This window comes from Pseudomonas cistanchae (assembly GCF_054483635.1).
The window spans coordinates 73972-97769 of the sequence record NZ_JBTLWN010000006.1; the positions used below are offsets into that span (position 1 = coordinate 73972).

Genomic DNA, 23798 nt, shown 5'->3' on the forward strand with positions numbered 1-23798 from the left:
AAGGATGGACACGTGAGCGAAGCAACCTCCCCGAAAGAGCAAGAAACCCTCGTGCAGGACACCACCGCTACTCCTGCGAGCCCGCCGGTTGCCCCCGCACCGGTCGCTTCGCGAGGTAACGGCCTGGCGGTGCTGGCGCTGCTGGTCGGCGCCGCCGGTGCGGCTGCCGGCGGTTGGGGGTTGTGGCAGCTGCAGTCAGTGGAGGAGCGGGATCGGCTACACGCCGAGCAATTGGAGAGCATTCGCGGGCAAGCGCAAACGCTGGACCAGGGCAATCAAGCGCTGAACACGCGGCTGCAGGCGCTGCCCAGCGCAGACGAACTGGAAAGCCGACGTCGGCAGCTTGCGCAGTTGCAGGGCGATCAGCAGTTGCTCAATCAGCGGCTGGAAACCGTACTCGGCGCCAGTCGTCAGGACTGGCGTCTGGCGGAAGCCGAGCATCTGCTGCGCCTCGCCAGCCTGCGTCTGTCCGCTCTGCAGGACATCAATAGCGCGACGGCGCTGGTGCAGGCCAGTGACGAAATCCTGCGCGATCAGGACGACCCGGCCGCCTTTGCCGCCCGCGAACAGGTTGCCAGAAGCCTCGAGGCGTTGCGTGCGACTGTCGACCCGGACCGTACCGGGCTGTTTCTCCAGCTCGGTGCGCTGCGTGAGCAGGTGGCGCAGCTGAATGCCCAGGCGCCGACCTTCGATGGCGAGGGTGGCGTGCTCAATGAGCTGGCTGCCAGCAACGGTGCTGAGCAGCAATGGTGGCAGCGCTGGTTGGAAACCCTGTCGCAGTATTTCCGTCTCGACTTCAACGCGGACCGGAATATCCGGCCAATGCTGGCCGGCCAGGCCCTGACGCAGGTGCGTCTGGCCTTGAGCCTTGCGCTGGAGCAGGCGCAGTGGGCGGCTCTGCACGGGCAGACCCAGGTGTACAACCAGGCCCTGCAACAGGCTCGCGACGTACTCGACGCCCATTTCGATTTGGATAACCCGAACAGCCGCGCCCTGCGCACGCGCATCGACGAACTGGCCGAGCGACCCATCGAAGTCAAGGCGCCGGACCTGAGCCAGACGCTCAATGCAGTGCAGGCCTACATTGAAAGCAAGCAGTCGGCCCGCGCGCAGTTTGACGACGAAGCGCAGGCCGAGCAGGCGCTTGATGTGGAGGACGCTCGCCCATGAAGCGTGTTTATCTGCTGCTTGCCCTGTTGCTGATCGTCGCGGCCGTGGCCGGCCTGGTGCTGTTCGGCGTGCCGACGCCCGAGCACAAGGGCTATGTGCTGATCGCATTCCAGGGCTTTCGCTATGAGTCCAGCCTGTGGGCATTCCTGGCACTGTTACTGGTGCTGTGCCTGACCGTTTACCTGGTGCGGCTGCTGATGCGCGTGTTGTTGACCTCCAGTGCGCTGGTTAATCCCTGGTCGCGACTGCATCATCGCCGACGTGTGCGTCAGGCCTCGGAGCAGGGCTTTGTCGACCTGGCCGAAGGCCGCTGGGCACGCGCGTTGCGCCATCTACGCCGCGCTGCTGCTAGCGACCCGCAACCCTTGAGTTATTACCTGGGTGCCGCACGAGCGGCCAATCACCTTAGCGAGTACGGAGAAAGCGACGCGCTTCTTGAGCAGGCCCTCAATCGTCAGCCGCAAGCCGAGCTGGCGATCGCCCTGACCCACGCCGAACTGCAGCTGGCGCGCGGGCAGAGCGACGCGGCGCTGGAAACCCTGCAGGCCATGCGCGCCCGTCATCCGCACCATCATCTGGTGCTTCGTCAGTTGCAGCGCCTGTATCTGCAGGCGGGGGACTGGACGGCGCTGCTCGATCTGCTGCCTGAGCTGCGCAAGGAAAAGGCGCTCGGCAATGCCGAACTGGCCGAGCTGGAGCGCCAGGCCTGGCACGGCCGCCTCCTGCAGGGCGGACACGCTCGATCCGACGACGGCCTGACGGATGTGGCAGCCCTGCAACTGACCTGGAAAGCCATGGGCGCCAAACAGCGCCAGGAACCCGAGTTGCTGGCCCTGTATACCGAGCGACTGCGCATCGGTGGTGCCGAGCAGGAAGCGGAAGAGTTGCTGCGTGGCGCTTTGAAGCAGCAATACGACAGCCGCCTGGTGCGGCTATACGGATTGCTGCATGGCAAGGACCCTGCGCTGCAGTTGCAGACCGCTGAAGGCTGGCTGAAGCAGTACCCGGAAGATGCGGGCCTGCTGCTGACCTTGGGGCGGCTGTGCATGCACAATCAGCTCTGGGGCAAGGCCAAGGGTTACTTCGAAAGCAGCCTGGCGTTCGAGCGTCATCCGGAAACCTGCGCCGAGCTGGCGCGCCTGCTCACCCAGCTCGGTGAGGTCGAGCGCAGCAATGGTCTGTTCCAAGAGGGCTTGAGCCTGCTCGACCAACGGTTTGGCAGCGCCACCTTGCCGGTCGTTTCCGCTCGCTGAATCAGGGTTAACGGGATTGATCGGCAGCGCGTCCGCAGCGGCAGACGCCTGATCCCCGATAGGCGCTGGCGACCCATGAGCATGGTGGTTTGCCTTGAAAGGCCGAGGCGCTTTCCACTACCGTAAGCGACCTCATCGCCACCCCCGGAAACACCATGCCGCTGGCCAGTTCCCGCACCCTGTTCCTCGCCGCTTTTCTTGGTTGCATGATGCTTATGGGCGCCGCGATGTACCTGCAATATGGCGTTGGCCTGAAGCCGTGTCCGCTTTGCGTCATCCAGCGGGTATGCGTGATTGCGTTCGGGCTGATCTGCCTTGCGGCTGCGGTGCATGTACCGCAGCGTACCGGGCGGCGCCTGTACGCGCTGCTCGGGCTGGTATTCGCGGGCGTCGGCGCCGCCATCGCAGTCCGTCAGATCGGATTGCAGCGCATCCCCGCCGACCAGTTGCCGGGCTGCCTGCCCAGCATTGGCTATATGCTCGAAACCCTACCGCTGCATGATGTCGTCCGGCTGCTTCTGCAAGGCACGGCGGCGTGCGCGGAAATAAGGTGGACACTGTTCGGCCTTAGCGTTCCGGAGTGGAGTCTGCTCGGTTTCGTGGCGATGCTGGGCTTTGCCTTGCTGCTGTTGCTGCGCCGTACCTGAATCGTTTGTACTTCGCGGCTGCAGATTGGCACGTCTGCCGTGCCGATTTTTACAAGCCAGGCGTGGTAAGGGCTGCCGATTAAACGGTCGTATGAAATTTATCGGTGCAGTGTCTTGAAGGCATTGGCCAGCGGGCATAATCTGGCTCGCACGCACCGCCGGAAAGTCGCCGTTGAGCGGTTGCCTTCCCAAAACTATGCTCCGACCGACAAAAAACTGTCTCGGTGCAGATGTATAACAGCAATACCGATAAGGGAAGTGAGGGTCATCATGCTCGAGAGTTGTCAGAACGCCCAAGAACGCTGGGGTGGAGTTCACCTGCTGATAGACCGCTGGTTGCAGGAACGCCGTGAGTTGATCGCTGCGTATGCCAGTTTGAAGGGCTCGCCTCAGGCGCCTATCGACACGCAAGGGCTGCAGCCGTTCTGCGAAATTCTGGTGGACTATGTTTCCGCCGGCCACTTCGAGGTTTACGAGCAACTCACCAACGAAGCCAAGGCTTTTGGCGATCAACGCGGCCTCGACCTGGCCAAACAGATTTACCCGCGTATCGAGGCGATCACCGAGGTCGCACTGGCGTTCAATGACCGTTGCGACAACGGCGACTGCACAGACAGCGCGTCCTTAAGCGATGAGCTGAATCGCCTGGGTCAATTGCTGCACGAGCGCTTCGAGCTGGAAGATTGTCTGATCGAAGTGCTGCACAACGCGCACCAGCAACAAGCCGCGGCTACCAGCGCGGTTTGACGCCTGCCCGTTACTTCCTGGTGTCGAGCAGCTCCAGCTCGAACACCAGGGGCGCATAAGGCGGGATCAGATCCCCGGCGCCTTCTTCGCCATAAGCCTGGGCTGATGGTACAACCAGCCGCCAGTACGACCCGACCGGCATCTCCACCAGTGCCGTACGCCACCCGGCAATCACGCTATCCAGGCGATACCACTGCGGTGTCTGGGTTTCATCGAATTGGCTGCCGTCAGCGAGATAGCCGATATAGCGCACCTGAATCCGGCTCTTGGGATCAGGTTTGGCGCCATCACCCTTGCGCAATTCCTGCACCAGCACCCCGTTCTTCAGTACCCGCACGCCCGGCTTGGCTTTTTCGTTGGCGAGGAAACGCTTCTCTGCCGCTATTGCCTGTTCGATTTTCTGCGGGGCGGCCGCCAGCAGCGCTTCATGTTCGGCGAGCAGGCTTTCGATACGGGCTTCGTTCACCTCCAGGGTTTGGTTCAGATACGACTGGCGCAACCCATCCAGCAACGCTTGCACCTCGAGATCAGGCACCTCGTCGCGCAGCCGCTCGCCCAGGCGCACGCCCAAGCTGTAGGCCAGATCATGGGCATCATCGGCCGCCTGAGCAAAGGGGGCGATGGCCAGCAAAAACAGAACGGCGAGGCGCGACATAACGAGTCTCCAGTGAAATATGCGGCGGATTATGCCAGGCGCGGCGTCGGGCTCAATGTGCTAACTGGCGACCGACGAGTCAGGCGTCTAGTATGGGCGTCATCTTCAACCGCCAGGAGGCGCGCTATGTCGGCCACCAAGAACGCAAAAAAGAAATCGGTCACCACGCCATTGCATCTGCTCCAGCAACTTTCCGGCAGCCTTCTCGAACATCTGGAAGATGCCTGCTCGAAAGCCTTGACCGATGCCGAGAAACTGCTCGCCAAGCTGGAAGCGCAGCGTGGCAAGGCCCAGGAAAAACTGCACAAGACCCGTAGCAAAGTGCAGGAGGCCGCCACAGCCGGCAAGACCAAGGCCCAAGGCAAAGCCAAGGGCGCAGTCGCTGAACTGGAAGAGCTGCTGGATACCTTGAAAGCCCGCCAGAGCGAGACGCGCAACTACATTGCGGGCCTTAAGCGCGATGTACAGGAAAGCCTGAAGCTCGCCCAGGGCGTGGGCAAGGTCAAGGAGGCAGCCGGCAAGGCACTGACCAGCCGCGCCAGCAAAGCCGCAACCGCGAAACCGGCGGCAAAACCTGCCGCCGCCAAGACCTCCGTAGCCAAGCCCGCGGCGAAAGCCGCACCGACGAAAACGGCCACTATCAAAACCGCCGCGAGCAAGACAGCCCCGAAAGCTGCGGCCAAGCCGGCCAGCAGAACCACCGCCAAACCGGCGACCGTCGCGGCGGGTAAACCAGCTGCCAAGCCGGCCGGTGCTGCCGGGAAAACCGCTAGCAAGGCAGCTGCCAAGCCTGCGGCGACATCAGCTGCAGCGAGCGGTGCCAAACCAGCAACCGGCAAAGCTGCAGGCAAAGCACCGGCGGCCAAGCTCGCTGCGAAGGCGCCGGCTAAACCGGCAGCGAAGAAGCCGGCGGCCGCTGCTGGCAAACCCGCTACGGCGAGCAAGCCCACCGCGGCCAAGCCAGCGGCGAAAGCAGCTGCCAAACCGGTTGCGAAGCCTGCAGCGGACAAGGCTCCAGCAGCCAAACCCGCTGCCAAGCCAGCTACCCCAAGCGCAAAGCCCGCAGCGAAAAAGCCGCACGTGGCCAAGCCTGCTGCAACCAAGCCTGCGGCCAAACCGGTTAGCGCGCCGGCAAGCCCTGTTGCGGCGACCAGCAACGGCAGCACCCCGCCCAGCGCGTCCTAAGGCGCAAGACGGGTCGCCGCGACGTGCAGCTCTTCCAGCGCGTTGCGGTTGGCGGCAGGCGGGGCCAGTTGCTGTAGCCACTGCGCCCGGCTCGCGGATGGAGCGCTCGGCCAGTCCTGGCTGTGCGCTGCCAGCCGCTGCAGCAATTCACGCTCGGCATCCAGTTCAAGTTGTTTGACCCGCTCGCGCAAAAGCGCGAGCGCCGGATCATGCTGAGCCTGTTCACGCCAGCCTTGACGCAGCTGCCGGAGCGGCACGATTACCTGTGTTTGCCAGGGTTGTGCCAGGCCGCGCAGTGCTTCGGCGCGAGTAACGCTGCATGCCACCTCACGGCTGTCGAGCCAGGCCGCGCAGAGCAGCAGGCAGATATCGGCGCCCTGTTCCTGCAACAGCAGGCATGCCGCTTCGACGCCAGGTTGTTGGTAAAGCGCTTCGGCGAATCGCCACAGATCAGGCTGCATGGTGCTTTCCGAGAATCCCAAAGGGGAGTCTGATAGACTCCGCCGCCATTATGATCCGACTCCAGAACCTGACTTTACAGCGTGGCCCTCAGCGTCTGCTAGAAGATGCCGAGCTGACCCTGCATCCCGGCTATAAAGCGGGCCTTATTGGTGCCAATGGCGCCGGCAAGTCCAGCCTGTTCGCCCTGTTGCGTGGCGAACTGATCGCGGATGGCGGCGACTGCCTGATTCCTGCCGACTGGCGCATTGCTCACATGCGTCAGGAGATCGATGCCGTCGAGCGCCAGGCGGTGGACTACGTACTCGATGGCGATGTGCAGCTGCGCAAGGTGCAAGTCGAACTGGCCACCGCCGAGGCAGCCCACGACGGCGCGGCCATCGCCCGCCTGCACACCGAGCTGGATAACCTCGATGGTTACACCGCCGATGTTCGCGCGCGCAAGCTGCTCGCGGGCCTGGGCTTCGACAGTGCGCAGATGGATCGCCGGGTCGGCGACTTCTCGGGGGGCTGGCGCATGCGCCTGAACCTGGCGCAGGCGCTGATGTGTCCATCCGACCTGTTGCTGCTCGACGAGCCGACCAACCACCTCGACCTCGATGCGATCCTCTGGTTGGAAAGCTGGTTGAAAGGTTATCCCGGTACCCTGTTGCTGATCTCCCATGACCGCGACTTCCTGGATGCCGTAGTGGATCACGTCGCTCACCTCGACCAGCAGAAACTGACCCTCTACCGCGGCGGCTATTCGGCCTTCGAGCGCACCCGTGCAGAACGCCTGGCGCAGCAGCAGCAGGCGTACGAGAAGCAGCAGGCGCAGCGTGCGCACATGGAAAAGTACATCGCCCGCTTCAAGGCCCAGGCGACTAAGGCCCGCCAGGCGCAGAGCCGGATCAAGGCCCTGGAACGCATGGAGGAATTGTCCGCGGCGCACGTCGATTCACCGTTCGATTTCAGCTTCCGCGAAGCCGACAAGATTTCCAGCCCGTTGCTCGATCTGAGCGAAGGTCGCCTTGGCTATGGCGAGAAAGTGGTGCTGGAACAGGTCAAGCTGCAGTTGACCCCCGGCGCTCGGCTTGGCTTGCTGGGGCCGAACGGCGCGGGCAAATCGACCCTGATCAAGAACCTGTCGAACGAGCTGCAGCCCATCAGCGGTCGCCTGCAGCGCGGCGAGAACCTGGTGGTCGGGTACTTCGCCCAGCATCAGCTCGATGCGCTGGATGACAAGGCCAGTCCTTTGCTGCACTTCCAGCGTCTGGCGCCGACCGAGCGCGAGCAGACCCTGCGCGATTTCCTCGGCGGTTTCGACTTCCGTGGCCCGCGTTGCGACGAGCCAGTGCTGAATTTCTCCGGTGGCGAAAAGGCTCGCCTGGCGCTGGCGCTGATCGCCTGGGGCAAGCCCAACCTGCTGCTGCTCGACGAGCCGACCAACCACCTCGACCTGGAAATGCGCCTGGCGCTGACGATGGCATTGCAGGAGTTCAGCGGCGCGGTGGTGGTGGTGTCGCATGATCGCCATCTGCTGAAAAGCACCACCGATGAGTTCCTGCTGGTCGCCGATGGACGTGTGCAGTCATTTGACGGTGATCTGGACGATTACGCCCGCTGGCTAGTCGATTATCGCGCGCGCCAGGCCCCCGTGAGCAGCAACGACGGCGATCCGGACAAGACCGACAAGCGCGCCCAGCGTCAGGCGGCGGCAACCTTGCGGCAGCAACTGGCGCCGCACAAGCGCGAGGCCGACAAGCTGGAGAAGGAACTCGGGCAACTGCAGGCGAAGCTGGCAGCCGTGGAAACCGACCTGGGCGACAGCGCACTCTATGAGGCGTCGCGTAAAGCCGAGCTGCGCGATCTGCTCGCCGAACAGGCGAAACTAAAAAGCCGCGAAGCCGATCTAGAGGAGCGTTGGTTGATCGCGCTGGAAACCCTAGAAGCGCTACAGGCTGAGCTGGAGGCCGCCAGTTGAAATTGGATTTTTTTACCCATCAATGGTTGCTCGCCTATAGCGAGCCGCTGATCCGAGGAGGCCAGGTTCTCCTCATCGTGTTGCTGGCTTGGCTGCTGCAGCGCCTGTTGGCGCGCGGCCTGACCCGCCTGGGCGAACGCTATCCACAACTGCCGGTGCAGGTACTGCTGCCGTTGCGTGGCGTGTTGCGCTGGCTGATCATGGGCAGCGCCTTCATGCTGGTGCTGGAACGCCTGGGCGTGTCGGCGCAGGTGCTGTGGACGGCCCTGACCGGTTTTGTGGCCGTTGCCGCCGTCGCGTTCTTCGCCATCTGGAGCGTACTCTCCAACCTGTTCTGCGCGCTGCTGATCGTGACCCTCGGGCCGTTTCGCATCGGCGACTGCGTCGAGGTCATCGAAACGGCCGACAAGCCCGGTGTCCGGGGTCGCGTGCTGTCGATCAACCTGTTCTATACCACCCTCGAGGATTTAAGCGAGGAGGGGCTCGGCACCTGGGTTCAGGTACCGAACAGCTTGTTTTTCCAGAAAGCCGTGCGCCGGTGGCGCAGTGGCGAATTTCCAACACTACGCAAGACTGAGGTTTAACCCTTTATGGAATGGCTCACCAACCCGGAACTCTGGGTCGCATTTCTTACCCTGACAGCCCTAGAGATCGTCCTGGGCATCGATAACATCATCTTCATTTCGATTCTGGTCAGTCGCCTGCCCAAGCATCAGCAACCCAAGGCCCGCTTCTTTGGTCTGGCGCTGGCAATGGGTACCCGGATCCTGCTGCTGCTGTCGATCAGTTGGGTCATGCGCCTGACCACCGACCTGTTTCATGTGTTCGAGCAAGGCTTCTCGGGGCGCGACCTGATCCTGTTCTTTGGCGGCCTGTTCCTGCTGTTCAAGAGTACTGCCGAGATCTACAACAGCCTGGAAGGCGAGGAAGAGGCCCATGGTGGCGGTGGCAAGACCTATGGCTTCATGGGCATCATCATCCAGATCGCCATCATCGACATCGTGTTCTCCCTCGACTCAGTGATTACCGCAGTGGGTCTGGTGGACAACGTTCCCATCATGGTCGCGGCTATCGTCATCTCGGTCATCGTGATGATGCTGTCGGCTGGCACCATCAGCGCATTCATCGACAAGCACCCGAGTCTGAAGATCCTCGCGCTGTCGTTCCTGATCGTGGTGGGTACCATCCTGGTCGCCGAAGCGTTTGGCGTGCATGTGCCCAAGGGTTACGTCTACTTCGCCATGGCGTTCTCGCTGGCGGTGGAAGCGGTAAATATCCGCATGCGCACTGCGCGTATGGCCAAGCAGGGGCTGGAGCAGGACGCGGTGCAACTGCGCAAGAACACACCGGATTAAACCTCCGGCTGTGCCTGTGACATCCAAGGGGGTAGGCTGACAAGCCTGCCCCTTTTCAATTCAGTTGAGGTACCGCGATGGCACTCGAAACCTGGCTTGCTTTCCTGGTCGCCTGTTGGCTGATCAGCCTTTCACCGGGGGCTGGCGCGATTGCGTCCATGTCCGCCGGCCTGCAGTTCGGATTCTGGCGTGGCTACTGGAATGCCGTGGGCCTGCAGCTCGGGCTCGCCCTGCAGATCGCGATTGTCGCCGCCGGCGTTGGCGCGATCCTCGCCACCTCTGAATTGGCCTTCAGCCTGATCAAGTGGTTCGGCGTGGTTTACCTGCTGTACCTCGGCTACCGCCAATGGCGTGCCTTGCCCAGCGAGCTGGCGACTGAAACGACGCGGCCGATCGGCCGCCCGCTGACGCTGGTATTGCGCGGCTTTCTGGTGAACTTCAGCAACCCCAAGGCGATTGTCTTCATGCTCGCGGTACTGCCGCAATTCATCGATCCGCAGGCGCCGCTGCTGGGCCAGTATCTGGTGATCGGCGTGACCATGGTGTGTGTCGACCTAATTGTCATGGCGGGTTACACCGGGTTGGCGGTGCGCGTGCTGCGGGTGCTGAGTTCGCCGCGACAGCAGCGGCTCATGAACCGCAGTTTCGGCGTGCTGTTCATCGGCGCCGCGGCCTTGCTGGCCACGGTGCGCCGCGCCCCGGCCTGATTCTCGCCATCTGAGTTTCACCAGATGATGGGGTTGCCATCCCAGCCATAGAAGCTGCCGGTGTGCTTGGGGCCGTGGCGATCGATCTGCTCGAGCAGGCATTGCGCGGCAAAGGCCGGGGCAAACAGTTTTTCCGTCGGCACGTTGGCCTGAAAGGGTTTCGACAGGTCGGTATCGGTGGTGCCCGGGTGCAGGCTGAGTACGCAGCTGTTCGGGTTGAGGCGAGTCAGTTCGATGCTGGCGGTGCGCAGCAACTGGTTCAGCGCCGCCTTGCTGGCGCGGTAGCTGTACCAGCCGCCGAGACGGTTGTCGCCAATCGAGCCGACCCGCGCCGACAGCGCCGCCACCGTGCAGGGGTGGCGGCCGCGCAGCAGTGGCAGCAGGTGCTTGAGCAGTAGGATCGGCGCGAAGCTGTTGCTTGCAAAGGTGGCCTGCAAGCCTTGCAGGCTAAGCTGGGCCAGGCCTTTCTCGGCTTTCGCGGCGCCCGTTTGCAACACGCCGACCGTGCACAGTAACAGGTTCAGCTGGGATGTCGCCTCACGCAGACGACTCGCCAGCTGCGCCAGCGCTGTTTCATCGCATACATCCGCGTCATGCACGCGCAGGCGTTCGCCGTGGGCGCGGGCCAGCGTCTGCAATTCGCTGCATGAGCTGGCGTGGCGGGCGATCGCCCAGACCTCGGCCACCTCGCTACGCGCCAACAGCTGCGTCGTCAGCGCCAGGCCGATACCGCGGCTGGCGCCGCAGACGGCGACCACTGCAGGTTGTTCGAGACGTTGCCAAAACCCCATGACGATGACTCCAGCGACACGGCCCCGCATGCGGGTATACGCGGCGGGAGGCCAGCGGGGCGATGATTGGGCATACTAGCCGGCTTAATTCTGCGGAAACAGCGCCATGCGTGTGTGGATCGACGCCGATGCCTGCCCCAGGCCGGCCAAGGACCTGGTGATCAAGTTTGCCCTCAAGCGACGGTTCGACGTGGTCCTGGTGGCCGGGCAGGGCCTGAGCAAGCCAAGTTATGCCTGCGTGCAGCTGATCGTGGTGCCGAGTGGCCCGGATGCGGCCGATGATTACCTGGTGGCGCACGCGCAGCCCGGCGAGCTGGTGATATGCAGCGACATCCCCCTGGCCGACCGGCTGGTGAAAAAGGGCGTTGCGGCCCTCGACCCGCGCGGCCGCGAGTTCGATGAAAACAACATGGGCGACACGCTGGCGGTGCGCAACCTGTTTACCGAGCTGCGCGAACTGGGGCAGCTCGGCGGCGGCCAGGGACCCTACGGCGAGCGTGACCGCCAGGCGTTCGCCAATGCGCTGGACCGTGTACTGACCCGGTTGCAGCGCACCTGACGCTATTGTCGCGCGATTAGCCGCATAGGTAAGTGCCAGTGCCGACGGCGACCAGGGTGCCGTCGTTACTATGCAGCTCGGTGCGCACCACCGCCACCTTATTGCCCGAGCGCAACAGCACCGCGCTGGCGGTGAAGCGCTGTCCCCGGCCGGGGCGCAGGTAATCGATACGCAGGTCGATGGTGCCGAGTTTGGACAGGCGCGCCATACGCTCCTGACCCGGCAGGTGCTGGTGCTTTTCGAATGCGCCGATCAACGCCATCGCCCCGCCCGCGACGTCCAGCAACGATGAAATAACCCCGCCATGCAGGATGCCCTGAACGAAATTGCCGATCAGTTCAGGTTTCATTGGCAGGTGCATGGTGACCCGCTGCGGGCTGAGTTCATCGAGTTCGATGCCGAGCATCTGATTGAACGGGATGCGCTGGAAGAAGCTGCTCACCGCCTGATGCAGCTCGGCGCTGAGTTCGAAGGGTTGCTCGGTCATTGGCCACGACGCCTGTGCGGAAATACCAGCAACCTGCCGTACTGGCACCGGTTTGACCAGAGGCGCGGCTGGAGCGCGGTGGCCATTGGCGGGATTGGCCTGTCGCCGGCGCAGGCGAGTCGCGTGCGCCGGCCTGATCGGCTTCAGGTCGTGTGGGTAAGTTCCAGCACCCGGTCGACCAGTTTGTTGATCCCGGATGCGGCCTCGCTGATCGACTGGGCAAGCATGTAGGCCGGCGTGCTGACCAGTTTGTGCGCTTTATCCTCGACGATTTCGCTGACCACGCATTCGTGATGCTCCACGCCCATCTGGGTCATCGCGTCGGCGGTGTCCGGGTCGTTGCCGATCGTGCAGATGACCCCGCTGCCGAATATCTTCGCGGCGAGCGCCGGGGCGATGCACATCAGCCCGACAGGTTTGCCGGCGGCGGCAAAGGCCTTGGCTGCCGTTAGCACGTCAGGCTGCACGCTGCAGTTGGCGCCGCTGAGGGCGAAGTCGGAAAGATTCTTCGCCGCGCCGAAGCCGCCGGGCAGGATCAATGCGTCGAATTGCTCGACGTGTAACTCCTTGACGTCCTTGATGTTGCCGCGGGCGATCCGCGCGGACTCCACCAGCACGTTGCGCGTTTCGTCCATTTCGTCGCCGCTGTAGTGGTCGACCACGTGCAGTTGCGGCACATCGGGCGCGAAGCACTGAACCTGGGCGCCGCGCTGATCCAAGCGCAGCAGGGTAATCACGCTTTCATGGATTTCCGCGCCGTCGTAGACACCGCACCCGGAAAGAATCACTGCGACTTTCTTGTTCATCCACTTCTCCTGATCTTTGGGTGAGCCTGTTTGGGCATCGTCCGAGGGCGAGCCCATCTGCGGTGACTGAGGGCGTCGACCGCTGTCGTCATATGCCCCTCAGGTTGTCATGGCGCGCCGCGAACGCCTGAAACGCCTGGGCTAGCATCCTGCCCAGCAATCCTAGTCCTTGCCTACGCACAACGATATGGCGCCGATATGAATTATCTTCTCTACGCCGTACCGGCCTTTTTCCTGCTGATCGGCTTCGAGCTGCTGGTGGGTCGCTACCGCGGCATCAGCACCTACCGTTTTGCCGATTCGATCAACAGCCTGAGCACCGGGGTGCTGTCCACCACCCTGGGATTATTGACCGCTACGCTGGGGCTGCTCACCTACACGGTGGCGTGGCAGCACGCAGCGCTTTTCGAACTGCCTGCCCAAGGCCTTGCGGTCTGGGTGTTCGCCTTTCTGTTCTACGACCTCTGCTACTACTGGAACCACCGCCTCGGCCATGAGCGCAATGTGCTGTGGGCGGCGCACTCGGTTCATCATCAGAGCGAGGACTACAATCTCACCACGGCGCTGCGCCAGCCGAGCATGGGCTTCCTGTTCAACTGGCTGTTCTATCTGCCGATGGCCCTGGCCGGCATTCCGCCAGTGGTTTTCCTCACGGTTGCCGGGCTGAACCTGCTCTATCAGTTCTGGGTGCATACGCGCCATATCCCCAAGCTGGGCAGGTTCGAATGGCTGTTTATCTCGCCGTCCAATCACCGGGTCCACCATGCGCGTAATGCTGTTTATATGGATCGCAATTACGGCGGCGTGTTCATTGTTTGGGACCGTCTGTTCGGCACCTTTCAGGAGGAACTGGACGATCAGCCGGTGGTGTTCGGGGTGACCACGCCGCTGGCCAGCTGGAATCCGCTGTGGGCTAACCTGCAAGGCTATGCGCAGCTCTGGCGCGACGCGGCCAGGTCAGCGTCCTGGTGGGATCGCCTGCGCATCTGGTTTATGCCTACGGGGTGGCGCCCGGCGGATGTCGACGCGCGCTACCCACAGTGCAAGGCGTACGCGCCATTTGCGGCGCCGCTGAGCCGGCCGCGGCAGATTTATGTGGCCGTGCAATTCGCCAGCTACGTGCTGGGCGGCAGTTACCTGCTGGCGGTCGGTGCGAGCCTGAGTACCCTGCAGTTACTGGTCGGCTTGCTGTGGGTGGCGTTCGGGCTCTACGTGATAGGCGCCTGGCTGGAGAACCGTTCATTCGCCACGCGCCTGGAAGTGCTGCGAGTGCTGGCCAACCTGCCGGTTGCATGGCTGGTCGCCGAGCAGACTGCGCTGCCGCTTCAGCCGCTGCTGGGCGCACTGGCGGCTTACAGCCTGTGCAGCCTGGCGGCGCTGTGGTGGTTGCCGGGCGAAGGCCATACGCGCGCCATGGAGCAGGTTGTAGCAACGCCCGAGGCATAGGTATTTAGCCCCAGGCATGGCCGCGGCCGTTGCGGCACAGGGTCGCAGCGTTGGTGCGCTGTCATACTTTGGTCATAATGACGGACTATAACGTCACACTCGCCCGTCAAACCGGGCTACGGAGTCCGTCGTGAGTTTCACCCCTGCCAACCGCCTGTTTCCCGCTACCCGTCTGCGTCGCAATCGCCGCGATGAATTTTCCAGGCGCCTGGTGCGCGAAAATCAGCTGAGCGTCGACGACCTGATCCTCCCGGTGTTCGTGCTCGACGGTGAAAACCGTCGCGAACCCATCGCCTCGATGCCTGGCGTAGAGCGCCTGTCCATCGACCTGCTGCTGCAGGAAGCGCAGACCTGGGTTGCGCTGGGCATTCCCGCCCTGGCGCTGTTCCCGGTAACGCCGCTGGAAAAGAAATCCCTGGATGGCAGCGAGGCCTGGAATCCGGACGGTATTGCCCAGCGAGCCATTCGGGCGCTGCGTGAAGCCTTTCCCGAGCTGGGGGTGATCAGCGACGTGGCGCTGGACCCGTTCACCACCCATGGTCAGGACGGCATTCTCGATGCCGATGGCTATGTGCAGAACGACATCACCGTCGATGCGCTGGTCAGGCAGGCGTTGTCCCATGCCGCCGCCGGTGCCCAGGTGGTGGCGCCGTCGGACATGATGGACGGCCGCGTGCAGGCGATCCGCGAAGCCCTGGAGCTGGCCGATCACAGCAACGTGCGGATCATGGCCTATTCGGCCAAATATGCCAGCGCCTACTACGGCCCGTTCCGCGACGCGGTGGGTTCGGCAGCCAACCTGGGCAAGGCGAACAAGGCCAGCTACCAGATGGACCCGGCCAATGGCGACGAAGCGCTGCATGAAGTGGCTGCAGATCTGGCTGAAGGCGCCGACATGGTCATGGTCAAGCCGGGCATGCCGTACCTGGACATCCTCTGGCGGGTGAAGGACGCTTACCGCGTGCCGACGTTCGTTTACCAGGTCAGTGGCGAATACGCCATGCACATGGCCGCGATCCAGAATGGCTGGCTCGGTGAAGCGGTGATCCTCGAATCGCTGACCGCCTTCAAGCGTGCGGGCGCCGATGGCATCCTTACCTATTTCGCCGTACGTGCGGCAGAACTGTTGAAGCAGGGGCGCTAGCCCCTCCGGGAAAGGCAATGAGCACCGAAGCATCCAGCAGCACCGAGTCAACCGACATCCTTCCGCTGGCCGACGAGGTCATGCAGGAGGTCGAGGTCGTGGAAAGCCCGCCGGTTGAAGCTCCAGCGCCGCCGCCTGCTCCGCCGCTGGTGGTGCCGAGCCTGGACGACAGCAGCCTGTACATCCACCGCGAACTGTCGCAGCTGCAATTCAACATCCGCGTGCTGGAACAGGCGCTGGACGAGTCTTATCCGCTGCTGGAACGGCTGAAATTCCTGCTGATCTTCTCCAGCAACCTTGACGAGTTCTTCGAGATTCGCGTCGCCGGCTTGAAGAAGCAGATCAACTTTGCCCGCGAGCAGGCCGGTGCCGACGGCTTGCAGCCGCACCAGGCGCTGGCGCGTATCTCCGAGCTGGCGCACGAGCAGGTCGGCCGTCAGTACGCAATTCTCAACGACGTGCTGTTTCCCGAACTGGCCAAGCACGGCGTCAACTTCATCCGTCGCCGCTATTGGACCACCAAGATCAAGGCCTGGGTGCGGCGCTATTTCCGCGACGAGATCGCACCGATCATCACCCCGATCGGCCTCGACCCGACCCATCCGTTCCCCTTGCTGGTGAACAAGAGCCTGAATTTCATCGTCGAGCTGGAAGGCATCGACGCCTTCGGCCGCGATTCCGGTCTGGCGATCATCCCAGCACCGCGTCTGCTGCCACGCATCATCAAGGTGCCCGAGGAGGTCGGTGGCCCCGGCGCCAATTACGTGTTTCTGTCCTCGATGATCCATGCCCACGCCGACGACCTGTTCCAGGGCATGAAGGTGAAGGGTTGCTACCAGTTCCGCCTGACCCGCAACGCCGACCTGTCGGTGGACACCGAAGATGTCGAAGACCTGGCACGCGCGCTGCGTGGTGAGCTGTTCTCCCGGCGCTACGGCGATGCGGTACGTCTCGAGGTGGTCGACACCTGCCCGCGGCCGTTGCTGGACTACCTGCTCAAGCAATTCAACCTGGGCGAAACGGAGCTGTACCGGGTCAACGGTCCGGTCAACCTGACGCGGCTGTTCAGCATCACCGGCCTCGACAGCCATCCGGAGCTGCAGTACACGCCGTTCACCCCGGTAATCCCCAAGCTGCTGCAGAACAGCGACAACATTTTCAACGTGATCAGCAAGCAGGACATCCTCTTGCTACACCCGTTCGAATCCTTCACGCCGGTGGTCGACCTGCTGCGCCAGTCGGCGAAGGACCCGCACGTACTGGCGATCAAGCAGACGCTGTATCGCTCCGGGGCCAACTCGGAAATCGTCGATGCGCTGGTCGAGGCTGCCCGTAACGGCAAGGAAGTAACCGCGGTGATCGAACTGCGCGCACGCTTCGACGAGGAATCCAACCTGCAGCTGGCCAGTCGCCTGCAAGCAGCCGGCGCGGTGGTGATCTACGGCGTGGTCGGCTTCAAGACCCACGCCAAGATGATGTTGATCCTGCGTCGCGAGAATGGCGACATCGTGCGTTACGCCCATCTCGGCACCGGTAATTATCATGCCGGCAACGCCAGGCTCTACACCGACTACAGCCTGCTTACCGCCGACGTGGCGCTGGGCGAAGACGTGTCTAAGATGTTCAGCCAGTTGATCGGCATGGGTAAAACCCTGCGCATGAAAAAGCTGCTGCATGCGCCCTTCACCCTGAAGAAAACCCTGCTCGATATGATCACCCGCGAAACCAACCTGGCCGCCGAGGGCAAGCCGGCGCATATCATCGCCAAGTTCAACTCGCTGACCGACCCGAAGATCATCCGCGCGCTGTACAAGGCCAGCCAGACTGGGGTGCGCATCGATCTGGTGGTACGCGGCATGTGCTGCCTGCGCCCCGGTATACCGGGCGTTTCGCACAACATTCAGGTGCGTTCGATCATCGGTCGCTTCCTTGAGCACACGCGGGTGTTCTACTTCCTCAACGAGGGCGAGGAAAAGATCTACCTGTCCAGCGCCGACTGGATGGAGCGCAACCTCGACAAGCGCGTCGAGACCTGCTTCCCGGTGGAAGGCAAGAAGCTGATCATGCGGGTGAAGAAGGAATTGGAAGCCTATCTGACCGACAACACCCAGAGCTGGGTGCTGCAGCCGGACGGTCGCTACCTGCGCAACAGCCCGACCGGCAACCAGAACCCGCGCAGCGCGCAGGCCGGTTTGCTGGACAAGCTGACGGGGCCGTTGGTCAGCGCGCGCTGAGGTCGATACCGATGCGCTTGAGCCATTCCGCTTCCTGGGTGAAATCCGCCTGGGTCAGCGGATTGGCGTCCAGCCAGTTGCCCGGGAAGACGATTTCCAGCGACTGATCGCTGGCCAGCAGCTGCACGGTCGGCATCTCCTGCGTGCCGCGGATGTGATGGAACAGGATCGCGAAGCGCAGCAGCACGCACAGGCGAATCAGCTTGATGCCTTCGGGGCCGAAGTCAGCGAACTTGTCCTTGGGGATGTTGCGCCTGTGCCCGCGTACCAGTAGCGCCAGCATCTGCTGGTCCTGGCGGGAGAAGCCGGACAGGTCGGAGTGCTCGATCAGGTAGGCGCCGTGCTTGTGATATTGGTAATGGGCGATGTCCAACCCCAACTCATGCACCCTTGCGCCCCACACCAGCAGGTCGCGGTGCCATTCGTCGTCCAGCTGCCAGGCTTCGGCAACCTGTGCCAGCGCTTCAAGCGCTTTCGCCTCGACCCGCGCCGCCTGCTCCAGATCGACGTGGTAGCGTTCCATCAGTGCGCTCAGGGTGCGCTCGCGCACGTCTTCATGGTGATGCCGGCCGAGCAGGTCGTAGAGCACGCCTTCACGCAGCGCACCTTCGGAATGGCTCATGCGCTGGATGTCGCAGGCGTCGAAGATTGCCTCGAGGATAGCCAGGCCGGCGGGGAAAATACCGCGTCGATCCGGCTTGATGCCGTCCAGGTCGAGCTTCTCTGCTTCGCCTATCTTGAACACCTTGCGCTTCACCCAGGCCAGGCCTTCCGGGTTGATTTCGCCGTTGCTGAGGCCGGCGGCCTGAATGGCCAGGCCAATCGCCTTGATGGTGCCCGAGGCGCCCACCGCATCTTCCCAGCCCTGACGACGCAAGGCGTGCTCGATGCCCATCAATTCCAGGCGCGCGGCGGTGTAGGCCTGGGCGTAGCGCGCAGGCGTGATCTTGCCGTCTCTGAAAAAGCGCTGGGTAAAGCTGACGCAACCCATCTGCAGGCTTTCGCGCAGCAGCGGTTCGAAGCGCTGGCCAATGATGAATTCGGTACTGCCGCCACCGATATCGGCGACCAGGCGTTTACCCGGCGTGTCGGCAATGCTGTGCGACACGCCCAGGTAGATCAGCCGAGCTTCTTCGCGGCCGGAAATGACTTCCACCTGGTGGCCCAGCACCTCCTCAGCGCGGCGGATGAACTCGGCGCGGTTGCGGGCTTCGCGCAAGGCGTTGGTGCCGACGATGCGTACTGCGCCTTCCGGCAGGCTGTTGGTCAGCTGAGCGAAACGGCGCAGGCAGTCGAGCCCGCGCTGCATGGCCTCTTCGCTGAGCAGGCGCTGTTCGTCGATACCGGCCGCCAATTGGACCTTGTCGCCCAGGCGCTCAAGAATGCGTATCTCGCCGTGGTCGGCTTTGGCCAGGACCATATGGAAGCTGTTGGAGCCCAGGTCGATCGCTGCAATCAATGGGAATGACTCGGCAGGGGTATGCGGCATGGCGGAACATCTCGATGCGGAACCGCGTCATCGTGCCACGATAGACCAGGCAAGCCAACGCATAGTGTTAAGGGCCCGGGGCGGTGCACCGGGTTTGCTGCGCACCGACCCATAGAGAAGCTCAATTGCGCTTGCCTTCCTGTGTGGGAAAAGCCGGGCTATGATGTCGGCCATCTTTTGCTTCCGAACACGGAGACTTTCCATGAGCGAATTCATCATCAATGTCAGCGATGCCAGTTTCGACCAGGACGTTATCCAGGCCGAAGGTCCGGTGCTAGTCGATTACTGGGCCGAGTGGTGTGGCCCGTGCAAGATGATTGCCCCGGTGCTGGACGAAATCGCTCAGACCTATCAAGGCAAGCTCAAGGTTTGCAAGCTGAACATCGACGAAAACCAGGACACTCCGCCAAAGTACGGCGTGCGCGGAATCCCGACGCTGATGCTGTTCAAGAACGGCAACGTTGAAGCGACCAAGGTCGGTGCCCTGTCCAAATCGCAGCTGGCAGCCTTTCTCGACAGCAACATCTAAGCGTCCAACGCTGCCGGAAGCCGCTACCGATCAAGGCCTCGCGCACCGCGGGGCTTTTTTCTGTGCGCAGGCTAGACGTATTCGTAAAACCGGTGTTACATTCGGCCTCGCTGCGTTTCCTACGTAGCCCCCTGCAAGCCGTCGCCGACGCATTCCTACTCGAATAAATTCGATACACAAGCAGACGACCCAATCGTCTTCTCCCGCGGCGCGGCTTCCCAAGCTAATAGCTTATTTCTCCCTCCTTCATGATTACGTCATTCCCTATGAATCTGACCGAACTCAAGCAAAAGCCGATTACCGAACTGCTGGAAATGGCCGAACAGATGGGCATCGAGAACATGGCCCGTTCGCGCAAGCAGGACGTGATCTTCTCGCTGCTGAAAAAACACGCTAAAAGCGGTGAGGAAATTTCCGGTGATGGCGTGCTGGAGATTCTCCAGGACGGTTTCGGCTTCCTCCGTTCAGCCGATGCGTCCTACCTCGCTGGCCCCGATGACATCTACGTCTCGCCGAGCCAGATTCGCCGCTTCAACTTGCGCACCGGCGACACCATTGTCGGCAAGATCCGCCCGCCGAAAGAAGGCGAGCGTTATTTTGCCCTGCTCAAAGTTGACACCATCAACTACGACCGCCCGGAAAATGCCAAGAACAAGATTCTGTTTGAAAACCTGACGCCGCTGTTTCCCAACAAGCGCCTGGTCATGGAAGCCGGTAACGGTTCCACCGAAGACATCACCGGCCGCGTGATCGATCTCTGTGCGCCGATCGGCAAGGGCCAGCGCGGCCTGATCGTTGCCCCGCCGAAAGCCGGCAAGACCATCATGCTGCAGAACATTGCGGCCAACATCACGCGCAATAACCCCGAGTGCCACCTGATCGTTCTGCTGATCGACGAGCGCCCGGAAGAAGTGACCGAAATGCAGCGCACCGTGCGCGGTGAAGTGGTTGCCTCGACGTTCGACGAACCGCCGACCCGCCACGTGCAGGTCGCCGAGATGGTGATCGAGAAGGCCAAGCGCCTGGTCGAGCACAAGAAGGACGTGGTCATTCTGCTCGACTCCATCACCCGTCTGGCCCGCGCCTACAACACCGTGATCCCGAGCTCCGGCAAGGTCCTCACCGGTGGTGTCGACGCCCACGCCCTGGAGAAGCCGAAGCGCTTCTTCGGTGCCGCGCGCAACATCGAGGAAGGCGGTTCGCTGACCATCATCGCCACCGCGCTGGTGGAAACCGGCTCGAAGATGGATGAAGTGATCTACGAAGAATTCAAGGGCACCGGCAACATGGAGCTGCCCCTGGATCGACGTATCGCCGAGAAGCGCGTGTTCCCCGCGATCAACATCAACCGCTCCGGCACCCGCCGTGAAGAGTTGCTGACCGCCGAAGACGAGCTGCAACGCATGTGGATTCTGCGCAAGCTGCTGCACCCGATGGATGAAATCGCTGCCATCGAGTTCCTTATCGACAAGCTGAAAGCGACCAAGACCAACGACGAGTTCTTTATGTCGATGAAGCGTAAGTAAAATCTGCTGCGCTTCGGTCCGCAAAAGCCGGGGAAAACCCGGCTTTTGTGCATCTGCAGTTTGCGTCACCTTCTGAAAGACCCACTTCGGCGCTAAACTTTGCGCCCTGATTGGCCCGGCTGACACGAGGCATCTGCATGCAGTATCGCGATCTGCGCGACTTTATCCGCGGTCTGGAACAGCGCGGCGAGCTCAAGCGTATCCAGGCACCGGTTTCCCCGGTGCTGGAAATGACCGAAATCTGCGACCGTACCCTGCGCAAGGGCGGCCCGGCGCTGCTGTTCGAAAACCCCACGGGTTTCGACATGCCGGTGCTCGGCAATCTGTTCGGCACACCCAAACGGGTGGCGCTGGGCATGGGCGCCGAAGAAGTCAGCGAGTTGCGCGAGATCGGCAAGCTGCTGGCCTTTCTCAAGGAGCCGGAGCCGCCGAAAGGTCTGAAGGATGCGTGGTCGAAGCTGCCGATCTTTCGCAAGGTGCTGGCCATGGCGCCCAAGGTGCTGAAAGACGCACCCTGCCAGGAAGTGATTGAAGAGGGCGACGACGTCGACCTCGGCAAGCTGCCGGTGCAGACCTGCTGGCCCGGTGATGTCGGCCCCTTGATCACCTGGGGTCTGACGGTAACCAAAGGTCCGAACAAGGACCGGCAGAACCTCGGCATCTATCGCCAGCAAGTGATTGGCCGCAACAAGCTGATCATGCGCTGGCTCAGCCACCGCGGCGGCGCCCTGGATTTTCGCGAGTGGTGCGAGAAATTTCCCGGTCAGCCTTATCCGGTGGCAGTGGCGTTGGGCGCTGATCCGGCGACCATTCTCGGTGCCGTCACTCCTGTCCCCGATAGCCTTTCCGAATATGCCTTTGCCGGCCTGTTGCGTGGCAATAAGACCGAACTGGTGAAGTGCCGCGGCAACGAGCTGCAGGTGCCGGCCAGCGCCGAGATCGTTCTCGAAGGGGTGATCCACCCCGGCGAGACGGCGGATGAAGGTCCCTACGGCGACCACACCGGCTACTACAACGAGGTCGACCGCTTCCCGGTGATGACCGTCGAGCGTATCACCCGCCGGCAAAAGCCGATCTACCACAGCACCTACACCGGACGGCCACCGGACGAGCCAGCAATTCTCGGCGTGGCGCTGAACGAGGTATTCGTGCCGATCCTGCAGAAGCAGTTCCCCGAGATCACCGATTTCTACCTGCCGCCGGAAGGCTGCTCGTACCGCCTTGCCGTGGTCACCATCAAGAAGCAGTACCCGGGCCATGCGAAGCGGGTGATGCTGGGGGTATGGTCGTTTCTGCGACAGTTCATGTACACCAAGTTCGTTATCGTCACCGACGACGACATCAATGCGCGCGACTGGAACGACGTGATCTGGGCGATCACCACGCGCATGGACCCCAAGCGCGACACGGTGCTGATCGACAACACGCCGATCGACTACCTCGATTTCGCCTCGCCGATCTCGGGCCTTGGATCGAAGATGGGTCTCGATGCGACGCATAAATGGCCCGGCGAAACTACGCGCGAATGGGGCCGGGCGATCGTGCAGGACGAAGCGGTCAAGCAGCGTGTCGATGCGCTCTGGGCAGAATTAGGAATCGATTGATGAAAGTCACCCTCAACCCTTCGGGTGCGGTGCTTGAGGTAAAGGCCGGCGAGCGCATTCTGGATGCTGCACGCCGCCTGGGTTATGACTGCCCGCAAAGCTGTCGCAATGGCAATTGCCACATCTGTGCGGCGTTGCTGGTGGAAGGGCGGGTGCGCCAGGGTGACGGCGAACTTGATCACGGCGAGTTGCTCACCTGCCTGGCTGAGCCGTTGCAGGACTGCGTGCTGCTGTGGGACGGCGTGCTTGCACCGGGCGAGTTGCCCGTGCGCGAGCTGGCTTGTCAGGTGCTGGCCTGTGACCAGGCGGGCGGCGACGTCTATCGCTTGCGTCTGCGAGTCCCGGCTGGCAAATCGCCGCGTTATCACGCCGGTCAGTACCTGCTGCTGCAGCGTGAGGGCGAGGACTATGCAGCCTTTTCCCTGGCGTCTGCGCCCCATGCCGGGCGCGAACTGGAGCTGCATATTCTCGCCCGCGACGAGGCGACGCTTGGCTTGATTGCCCAGCTGCGTCAGGGTGGCCTGGCGCGGGTGAAGATGCCGTTCGGCGATACGCACCTGGCGGAGTTGCCGGATGGGCCGCTGGTGCTGATCGCGGCTGGCACCGGCATGGCGCAGATGCACAGCCTGATCGAGCATTGCCGTGAGCATGGCTTCGAGCATCCGGTGCACCTGTACTGGGGCGCGCGCCGGCCGGAAGACTTCTATGCGCTGCCGCACTGGGACGAATGGCAACAGTTGGACAACCTCATCCTGCACCGAGTGGTAAGTGATCAGTGCGGTTGGGAAGGCCGCTGCGGTCTGCTTCACGAAGCCGTGCGCGAAGACTTCAGCGATCTGCAGTCGCTGCACGTTTATGCCAGCGGTTCGCCAGCAATGGTCTACGCAACGCTGGATGCCCTGGTCGAGGCTGGGTTGGACGCACGGCAGATGCGTGCCGATGTGTTCGCCTACGCACCACGCCCGCCCGTCGAATAATTCCCTTTCTAAGATTCCCCAGAAATGCCCTGATTTGGGGCATTTCACGCCTGTTTTCTGGATAA

23 protein-coding genes are annotated in these 23798 nt (G+C 62.5%); 17 read left to right on the forward strand and 6 right to left on the reverse strand.

Features of this window, described 5'->3' with window-relative positions; all coding sequences use genetic code 11:
* Nucleotides 1–12 precede the first annotated feature (12 nt).
* The 4 genes from ACX0MV_RS16675 to rsd all read left to right on the forward strand — a co-directional run bounded on the left by ACX0MV_RS16675 (nt 13) and on the right by rsd (nt 3817).
* Entirely contained in the window at nt 13–1170 is a 1158-nt protein-coding gene (locus ACX0MV_RS16675) for a uroporphyrinogen-III C-methyltransferase (protein WP_458983641.1), read from the forward strand.
* Complete coding sequence (locus ACX0MV_RS16680; RefSeq protein WP_458983642.1) at nt 1167–2423, forward strand: heme biosynthesis HemY N-terminal domain-containing protein; 1257 nt, start codon at nt 1167–1169, stop codon at nt 2421–2423. Before ACX0MV_RS16675 ends, ACX0MV_RS16680 begins: the two co-directional genes overlap by 4 nt.
* A 155-nt stretch (nt 2424–2578) precedes the next feature.
* The gene (locus ACX0MV_RS16685) at nt 2579–3070 is read left to right on the forward strand and encodes a disulfide bond formation protein B (protein WP_458983643.1); all 492 of its coding nucleotides are present in this window, start codon (nt 2579–2581) and stop codon (nt 3068–3070) included.
* Between the two features lie 270 nt (nt 3071–3340).
* Complete coding sequence (rsd, locus tag ACX0MV_RS16690; protein ID WP_458983644.1) at nt 3341–3817, forward strand: sigma D regulator; 477 nt, start codon at nt 3341–3343, stop codon at nt 3815–3817.
* Nucleotides 3818–3827: 10 nt separating this feature from the next.
* Here the strand turns inward: rsd and ACX0MV_RS16695 are convergent, their stop codons facing one another.
* Nucleotides 3828–4472, reverse strand: a complete 645-nt coding sequence (locus tag ACX0MV_RS16695; protein ID WP_458983645.1) for an FKBP-type peptidyl-prolyl cis-trans isomerase — start codon at nt 4470–4472, stop codon at nt 3828–3830.
* Between the two features lie 126 nt (nt 4473–4598).
* Here ACX0MV_RS16695 and ACX0MV_RS16700 point away from each other — a divergent pair, with 126 nt between their 5' ends.
* Entirely contained in the window at nt 4599–5657 is a 1059-nt protein-coding gene (locus ACX0MV_RS16700) for an AlgP family protein (RefSeq protein ID WP_458983646.1), read from the forward strand.
* Here the strand turns inward: ACX0MV_RS16700 and ACX0MV_RS16705 are convergent.
* Nucleotides 5654–6118 carry a TIGR02444 family protein gene (locus ACX0MV_RS16705; protein WP_458983647.1) on the reverse strand — a complete coding sequence of 155 codons (465 nt, stop codon included), beginning with the start codon at nt 6116–6118 and terminating at the stop codon, nt 5654–5656. The two genes, ACX0MV_RS16700 and ACX0MV_RS16705, sit on opposite strands and share 4 nt — an antisense overlap.
* A gap of 50 nt (nt 6119–6168) precedes the next feature.
* Here ACX0MV_RS16705 and ACX0MV_RS16710 point away from each other — a divergent pair, with 50 nt between their 5' ends.
* The 4 genes from ACX0MV_RS16710 (at nt 6169) to rhtB (ending at nt 10141) form a co-directional block, all read left to right on the forward strand.
* Nucleotides 6169–8079, forward strand: a complete 1911-nt coding sequence (locus tag ACX0MV_RS16710; RefSeq protein WP_458983648.1) for an ATP-binding cassette domain-containing protein — start codon at nt 6169–6171, stop codon at nt 8077–8079.
* Between the two features lie 2 nt (nt 8080–8081).
* A complete protein-coding gene (locus ACX0MV_RS16715; RefSeq protein WP_458983897.1) occupies nt 8082–8663 on the forward strand; it encodes a mechanosensitive ion channel domain-containing protein in 582 nt (193 codons plus the stop codon).
* 6 nt (nt 8664–8669) lie between these two features.
* The gene (locus ACX0MV_RS16720) at nt 8670–9434 is read left to right on the forward strand and encodes a TerC family protein (RefSeq protein ID WP_458983649.1); all 765 of its coding nucleotides are present in this window, start codon (nt 8670–8672) and stop codon (nt 9432–9434) included.
* 77 nt (nt 9435–9511) lie between these two features.
* Nucleotides 9512–10141, forward strand: a complete 630-nt coding sequence (gene rhtB / locus ACX0MV_RS16725; RefSeq protein ID WP_458983650.1) for a homoserine/homoserine lactone efflux protein — start codon at nt 9512–9514, stop codon at nt 10139–10141.
* A gap of 17 nt (nt 10142–10158) precedes the next feature.
* Here the strand turns inward: rhtB and ACX0MV_RS16730 are convergent, their stop codons facing one another.
* Nucleotides 10159–10932, reverse strand: coding sequence for an SDR family NAD(P)-dependent oxidoreductase (locus ACX0MV_RS16730; RefSeq protein WP_458983651.1), 774 nt, complete (start codon nt 10930–10932; stop codon nt 10159–10161).
* Between the two features lie 106 nt (nt 10933–11038).
* Between ACX0MV_RS16730 and ACX0MV_RS16735 the strand changes: the two genes are divergently transcribed.
* Nucleotides 11039–11491: a YaiI/YqxD family protein gene (locus ACX0MV_RS16735; protein ID WP_458983652.1), complete on the forward strand. Its 453-nt coding sequence runs from the start codon at nt 11039–11041 to the stop codon at nt 11489–11491.
* A 16-nt stretch (nt 11492–11507) separates the two neighbouring features.
* Here the strand turns inward: ACX0MV_RS16735 and ACX0MV_RS16740 are convergent, their stop codons facing one another.
* Both ACX0MV_RS16740 and elbB read right to left on the reverse strand, forming a co-directional pair.
* Nucleotides 11508–11978: a thioesterase family protein gene (locus tag ACX0MV_RS16740; protein ID WP_458983653.1), complete on the reverse strand. Its 471-nt coding sequence runs from the start codon at nt 11976–11978 to the stop codon at nt 11508–11510.
* A 143-nt stretch (nt 11979–12121) separates the two neighbouring features.
* A complete protein-coding gene (elbB, locus tag ACX0MV_RS16745) occupies nt 12122–12784 on the reverse strand; it encodes an isoprenoid biosynthesis glyoxalase ElbB (RefSeq protein WP_458983654.1) in 663 nt (220 codons plus the stop codon).
* A gap of 198 nt (nt 12785–12982) precedes the next feature.
* On the opposite strand from elbB, the gene ACX0MV_RS16750 reads away from it, so the two are divergent.
* The 3 genes from ACX0MV_RS16750 (at nt 12983) to ppk1 (ending at nt 17608) form a co-directional block, all read left to right on the forward strand.
* On the forward strand, nt 12983–14230 hold the full coding sequence (locus ACX0MV_RS16750; protein ID WP_458983655.1) for a sterol desaturase family protein: 1248 nt from the start codon (nt 12983–12985) through the stop codon (nt 14228–14230).
* Between the two features lie 130 nt (nt 14231–14360).
* Nucleotides 14361–15374, forward strand: coding sequence for a porphobilinogen synthase (gene hemB, locus ACX0MV_RS16755; RefSeq protein ID WP_458983656.1), 1014 nt, complete (start codon nt 14361–14363; stop codon nt 15372–15374).
* Nucleotides 15375–15454: 80 nt separating this feature from the next.
* Nucleotides 15455–17608 carry a polyphosphate kinase 1 gene (gene ppk1 / locus ACX0MV_RS16760; RefSeq protein WP_458983898.1) on the forward strand — a complete coding sequence of 718 codons (2154 nt, stop codon included), beginning with the start codon at nt 15455–15457 and terminating at the stop codon, nt 17606–17608.
* Here ppk1 and ppx read toward each other — a convergent pair.
* Nucleotides 17595–19097, reverse strand: coding sequence for an exopolyphosphatase (ppx, locus tag ACX0MV_RS16765; protein WP_458983657.1), 1503 nt, complete (start codon nt 19095–19097; stop codon nt 17595–17597). The genes ppk1 and ppx overlap by 14 nt on opposite strands.
* A gap of 202 nt (nt 19098–19299) precedes the next feature.
* Here ppx and trxA point away from each other — a divergent pair, with 202 nt between their 5' ends.
* From trxA to ACX0MV_RS16785, 4 genes are all read left to right on the forward strand, one after another.
* Entirely contained in the window at nt 19300–19626 is a 327-nt protein-coding gene (gene trxA / locus ACX0MV_RS16770) for a thioredoxin TrxA (protein WP_458983658.1), read from the forward strand.
* A gap of 266 nt (nt 19627–19892) precedes the next feature.
* Complete coding sequence (rho, locus tag ACX0MV_RS16775) at nt 19893–21152, forward strand: transcription termination factor Rho (protein ID WP_458983659.1); 1260 nt, start codon at nt 19893–19895, stop codon at nt 21150–21152.
* Nucleotides 21153–21289: 137 nt separating this feature from the next.
* Nucleotides 21290–22756 (forward strand): 4-hydroxy-3-polyprenylbenzoate decarboxylase, encoded by a 1467-nt coding sequence (ubiD, locus tag ACX0MV_RS16780; protein WP_458983660.1) that lies wholly within the window; start codon nt 21290–21292, stop codon nt 22754–22756.
* Nucleotides 22756–23733 (forward strand): CDP-6-deoxy-delta-3,4-glucoseen reductase, encoded by a 978-nt coding sequence (locus ACX0MV_RS16785; RefSeq protein ID WP_458983661.1) that lies wholly within the window; start codon nt 22756–22758, stop codon nt 23731–23733. Before ubiD ends, ACX0MV_RS16785 begins: the two co-directional genes overlap by 1 nt.
* Nucleotides 23734–23798: the final 65 nt, after the last annotated feature.

Coding starts and splice junctions, on each gene's coding strand:
- ACX0MV_RS16680 (WP_458983642.1), top strand. CDS start 1,167: ATGAAGCGTGTTTATCTGCTGCTTGCCCTGTTGCTGATCGTCGCGGCC.
- ACX0MV_RS16685 (WP_458983643.1), top strand. CDS start 2,579: ATGCCGCTGGCCAGTTCCCGCACCCTGTTCCTCGCCGCTTTTCTTGGT.
- rsd (WP_458983644.1), top strand. CDS start 3,341: ATGCTCGAGAGTTGTCAGAACGCCCAAGAACGCTGGGGTGGAGTTCAC.
- ACX0MV_RS16695 (WP_458983645.1), bottom strand. CDS start 4,472: ATGTCGCGCCTCGCCGTTCTGTTTTTGCTGGCCATCGCCCCCTTTGCT.
- ACX0MV_RS16700 (WP_458983646.1), top strand. CDS start 4,599: ATGTCGGCCACCAAGAACGCAAAAAAGAAATCGGTCACCACGCCATTG.
- ACX0MV_RS16705 (WP_458983647.1), bottom strand. CDS start 6,118: ATGCAGCCTGATCTGTGGCGATTCGCCGAAGCGCTTTACCAACAACCT.
- ACX0MV_RS16710 (WP_458983648.1), top strand. CDS start 6,169: ATGATCCGACTCCAGAACCTGACTTTACAGCGTGGCCCTCAGCGTCTG.
- ACX0MV_RS16720 (WP_458983649.1), top strand. CDS start 8,670: ATGGAATGGCTCACCAACCCGGAACTCTGGGTCGCATTTCTTACCCTG.
- rhtB (WP_458983650.1), top strand. CDS start 9,512: ATGGCACTCGAAACCTGGCTTGCTTTCCTGGTCGCCTGTTGGCTGATC.
- ACX0MV_RS16730 (WP_458983651.1), bottom strand. CDS start 10,932: ATGGGGTTTTGGCAACGTCTCGAACAACCTGCAGTGGTCGCCGTCTGC.
- ACX0MV_RS16735 (WP_458983652.1), top strand. CDS start 11,039: ATGCGTGTGTGGATCGACGCCGATGCCTGCCCCAGGCCGGCCAAGGAC.
- ACX0MV_RS16740 (WP_458983653.1), bottom strand. CDS start 11,978: ATGACCGAGCAACCCTTCGAACTCAGCGCCGAGCTGCATCAGGCGGTG.
- elbB (WP_458983654.1), bottom strand. CDS start 12,784: ATGAACAAGAAAGTCGCAGTGATTCTTTCCGGGTGCGGTGTCTACGAC.
- ACX0MV_RS16750 (WP_458983655.1), top strand. CDS start 12,983: ATGAATTATCTTCTCTACGCCGTACCGGCCTTTTTCCTGCTGATCGGC.
- ppk1 (WP_458983898.1), top strand. CDS start 15,455: ATGCAGGAGGTCGAGGTCGTGGAAAGCCCGCCGGTTGAAGCTCCAGCG.
- ppx (WP_458983657.1), bottom strand. CDS start 19,097: ATGCCGCATACCCCTGCCGAGTCATTCCCATTGATTGCAGCGATCGAC.
- trxA (WP_458983658.1), top strand. CDS start 19,300: ATGAGCGAATTCATCATCAATGTCAGCGATGCCAGTTTCGACCAGGAC.
- rho (WP_458983659.1), top strand. CDS start 19,893: ATGAATCTGACCGAACTCAAGCAAAAGCCGATTACCGAACTGCTGGAA.
- ubiD (WP_458983660.1), top strand. CDS start 21,290: ATGCAGTATCGCGATCTGCGCGACTTTATCCGCGGTCTGGAACAGCGC.
- ACX0MV_RS16785 (WP_458983661.1), top strand. CDS start 22,756: ATGAAAGTCACCCTCAACCCTTCGGGTGCGGTGCTTGAGGTAAAGGCC.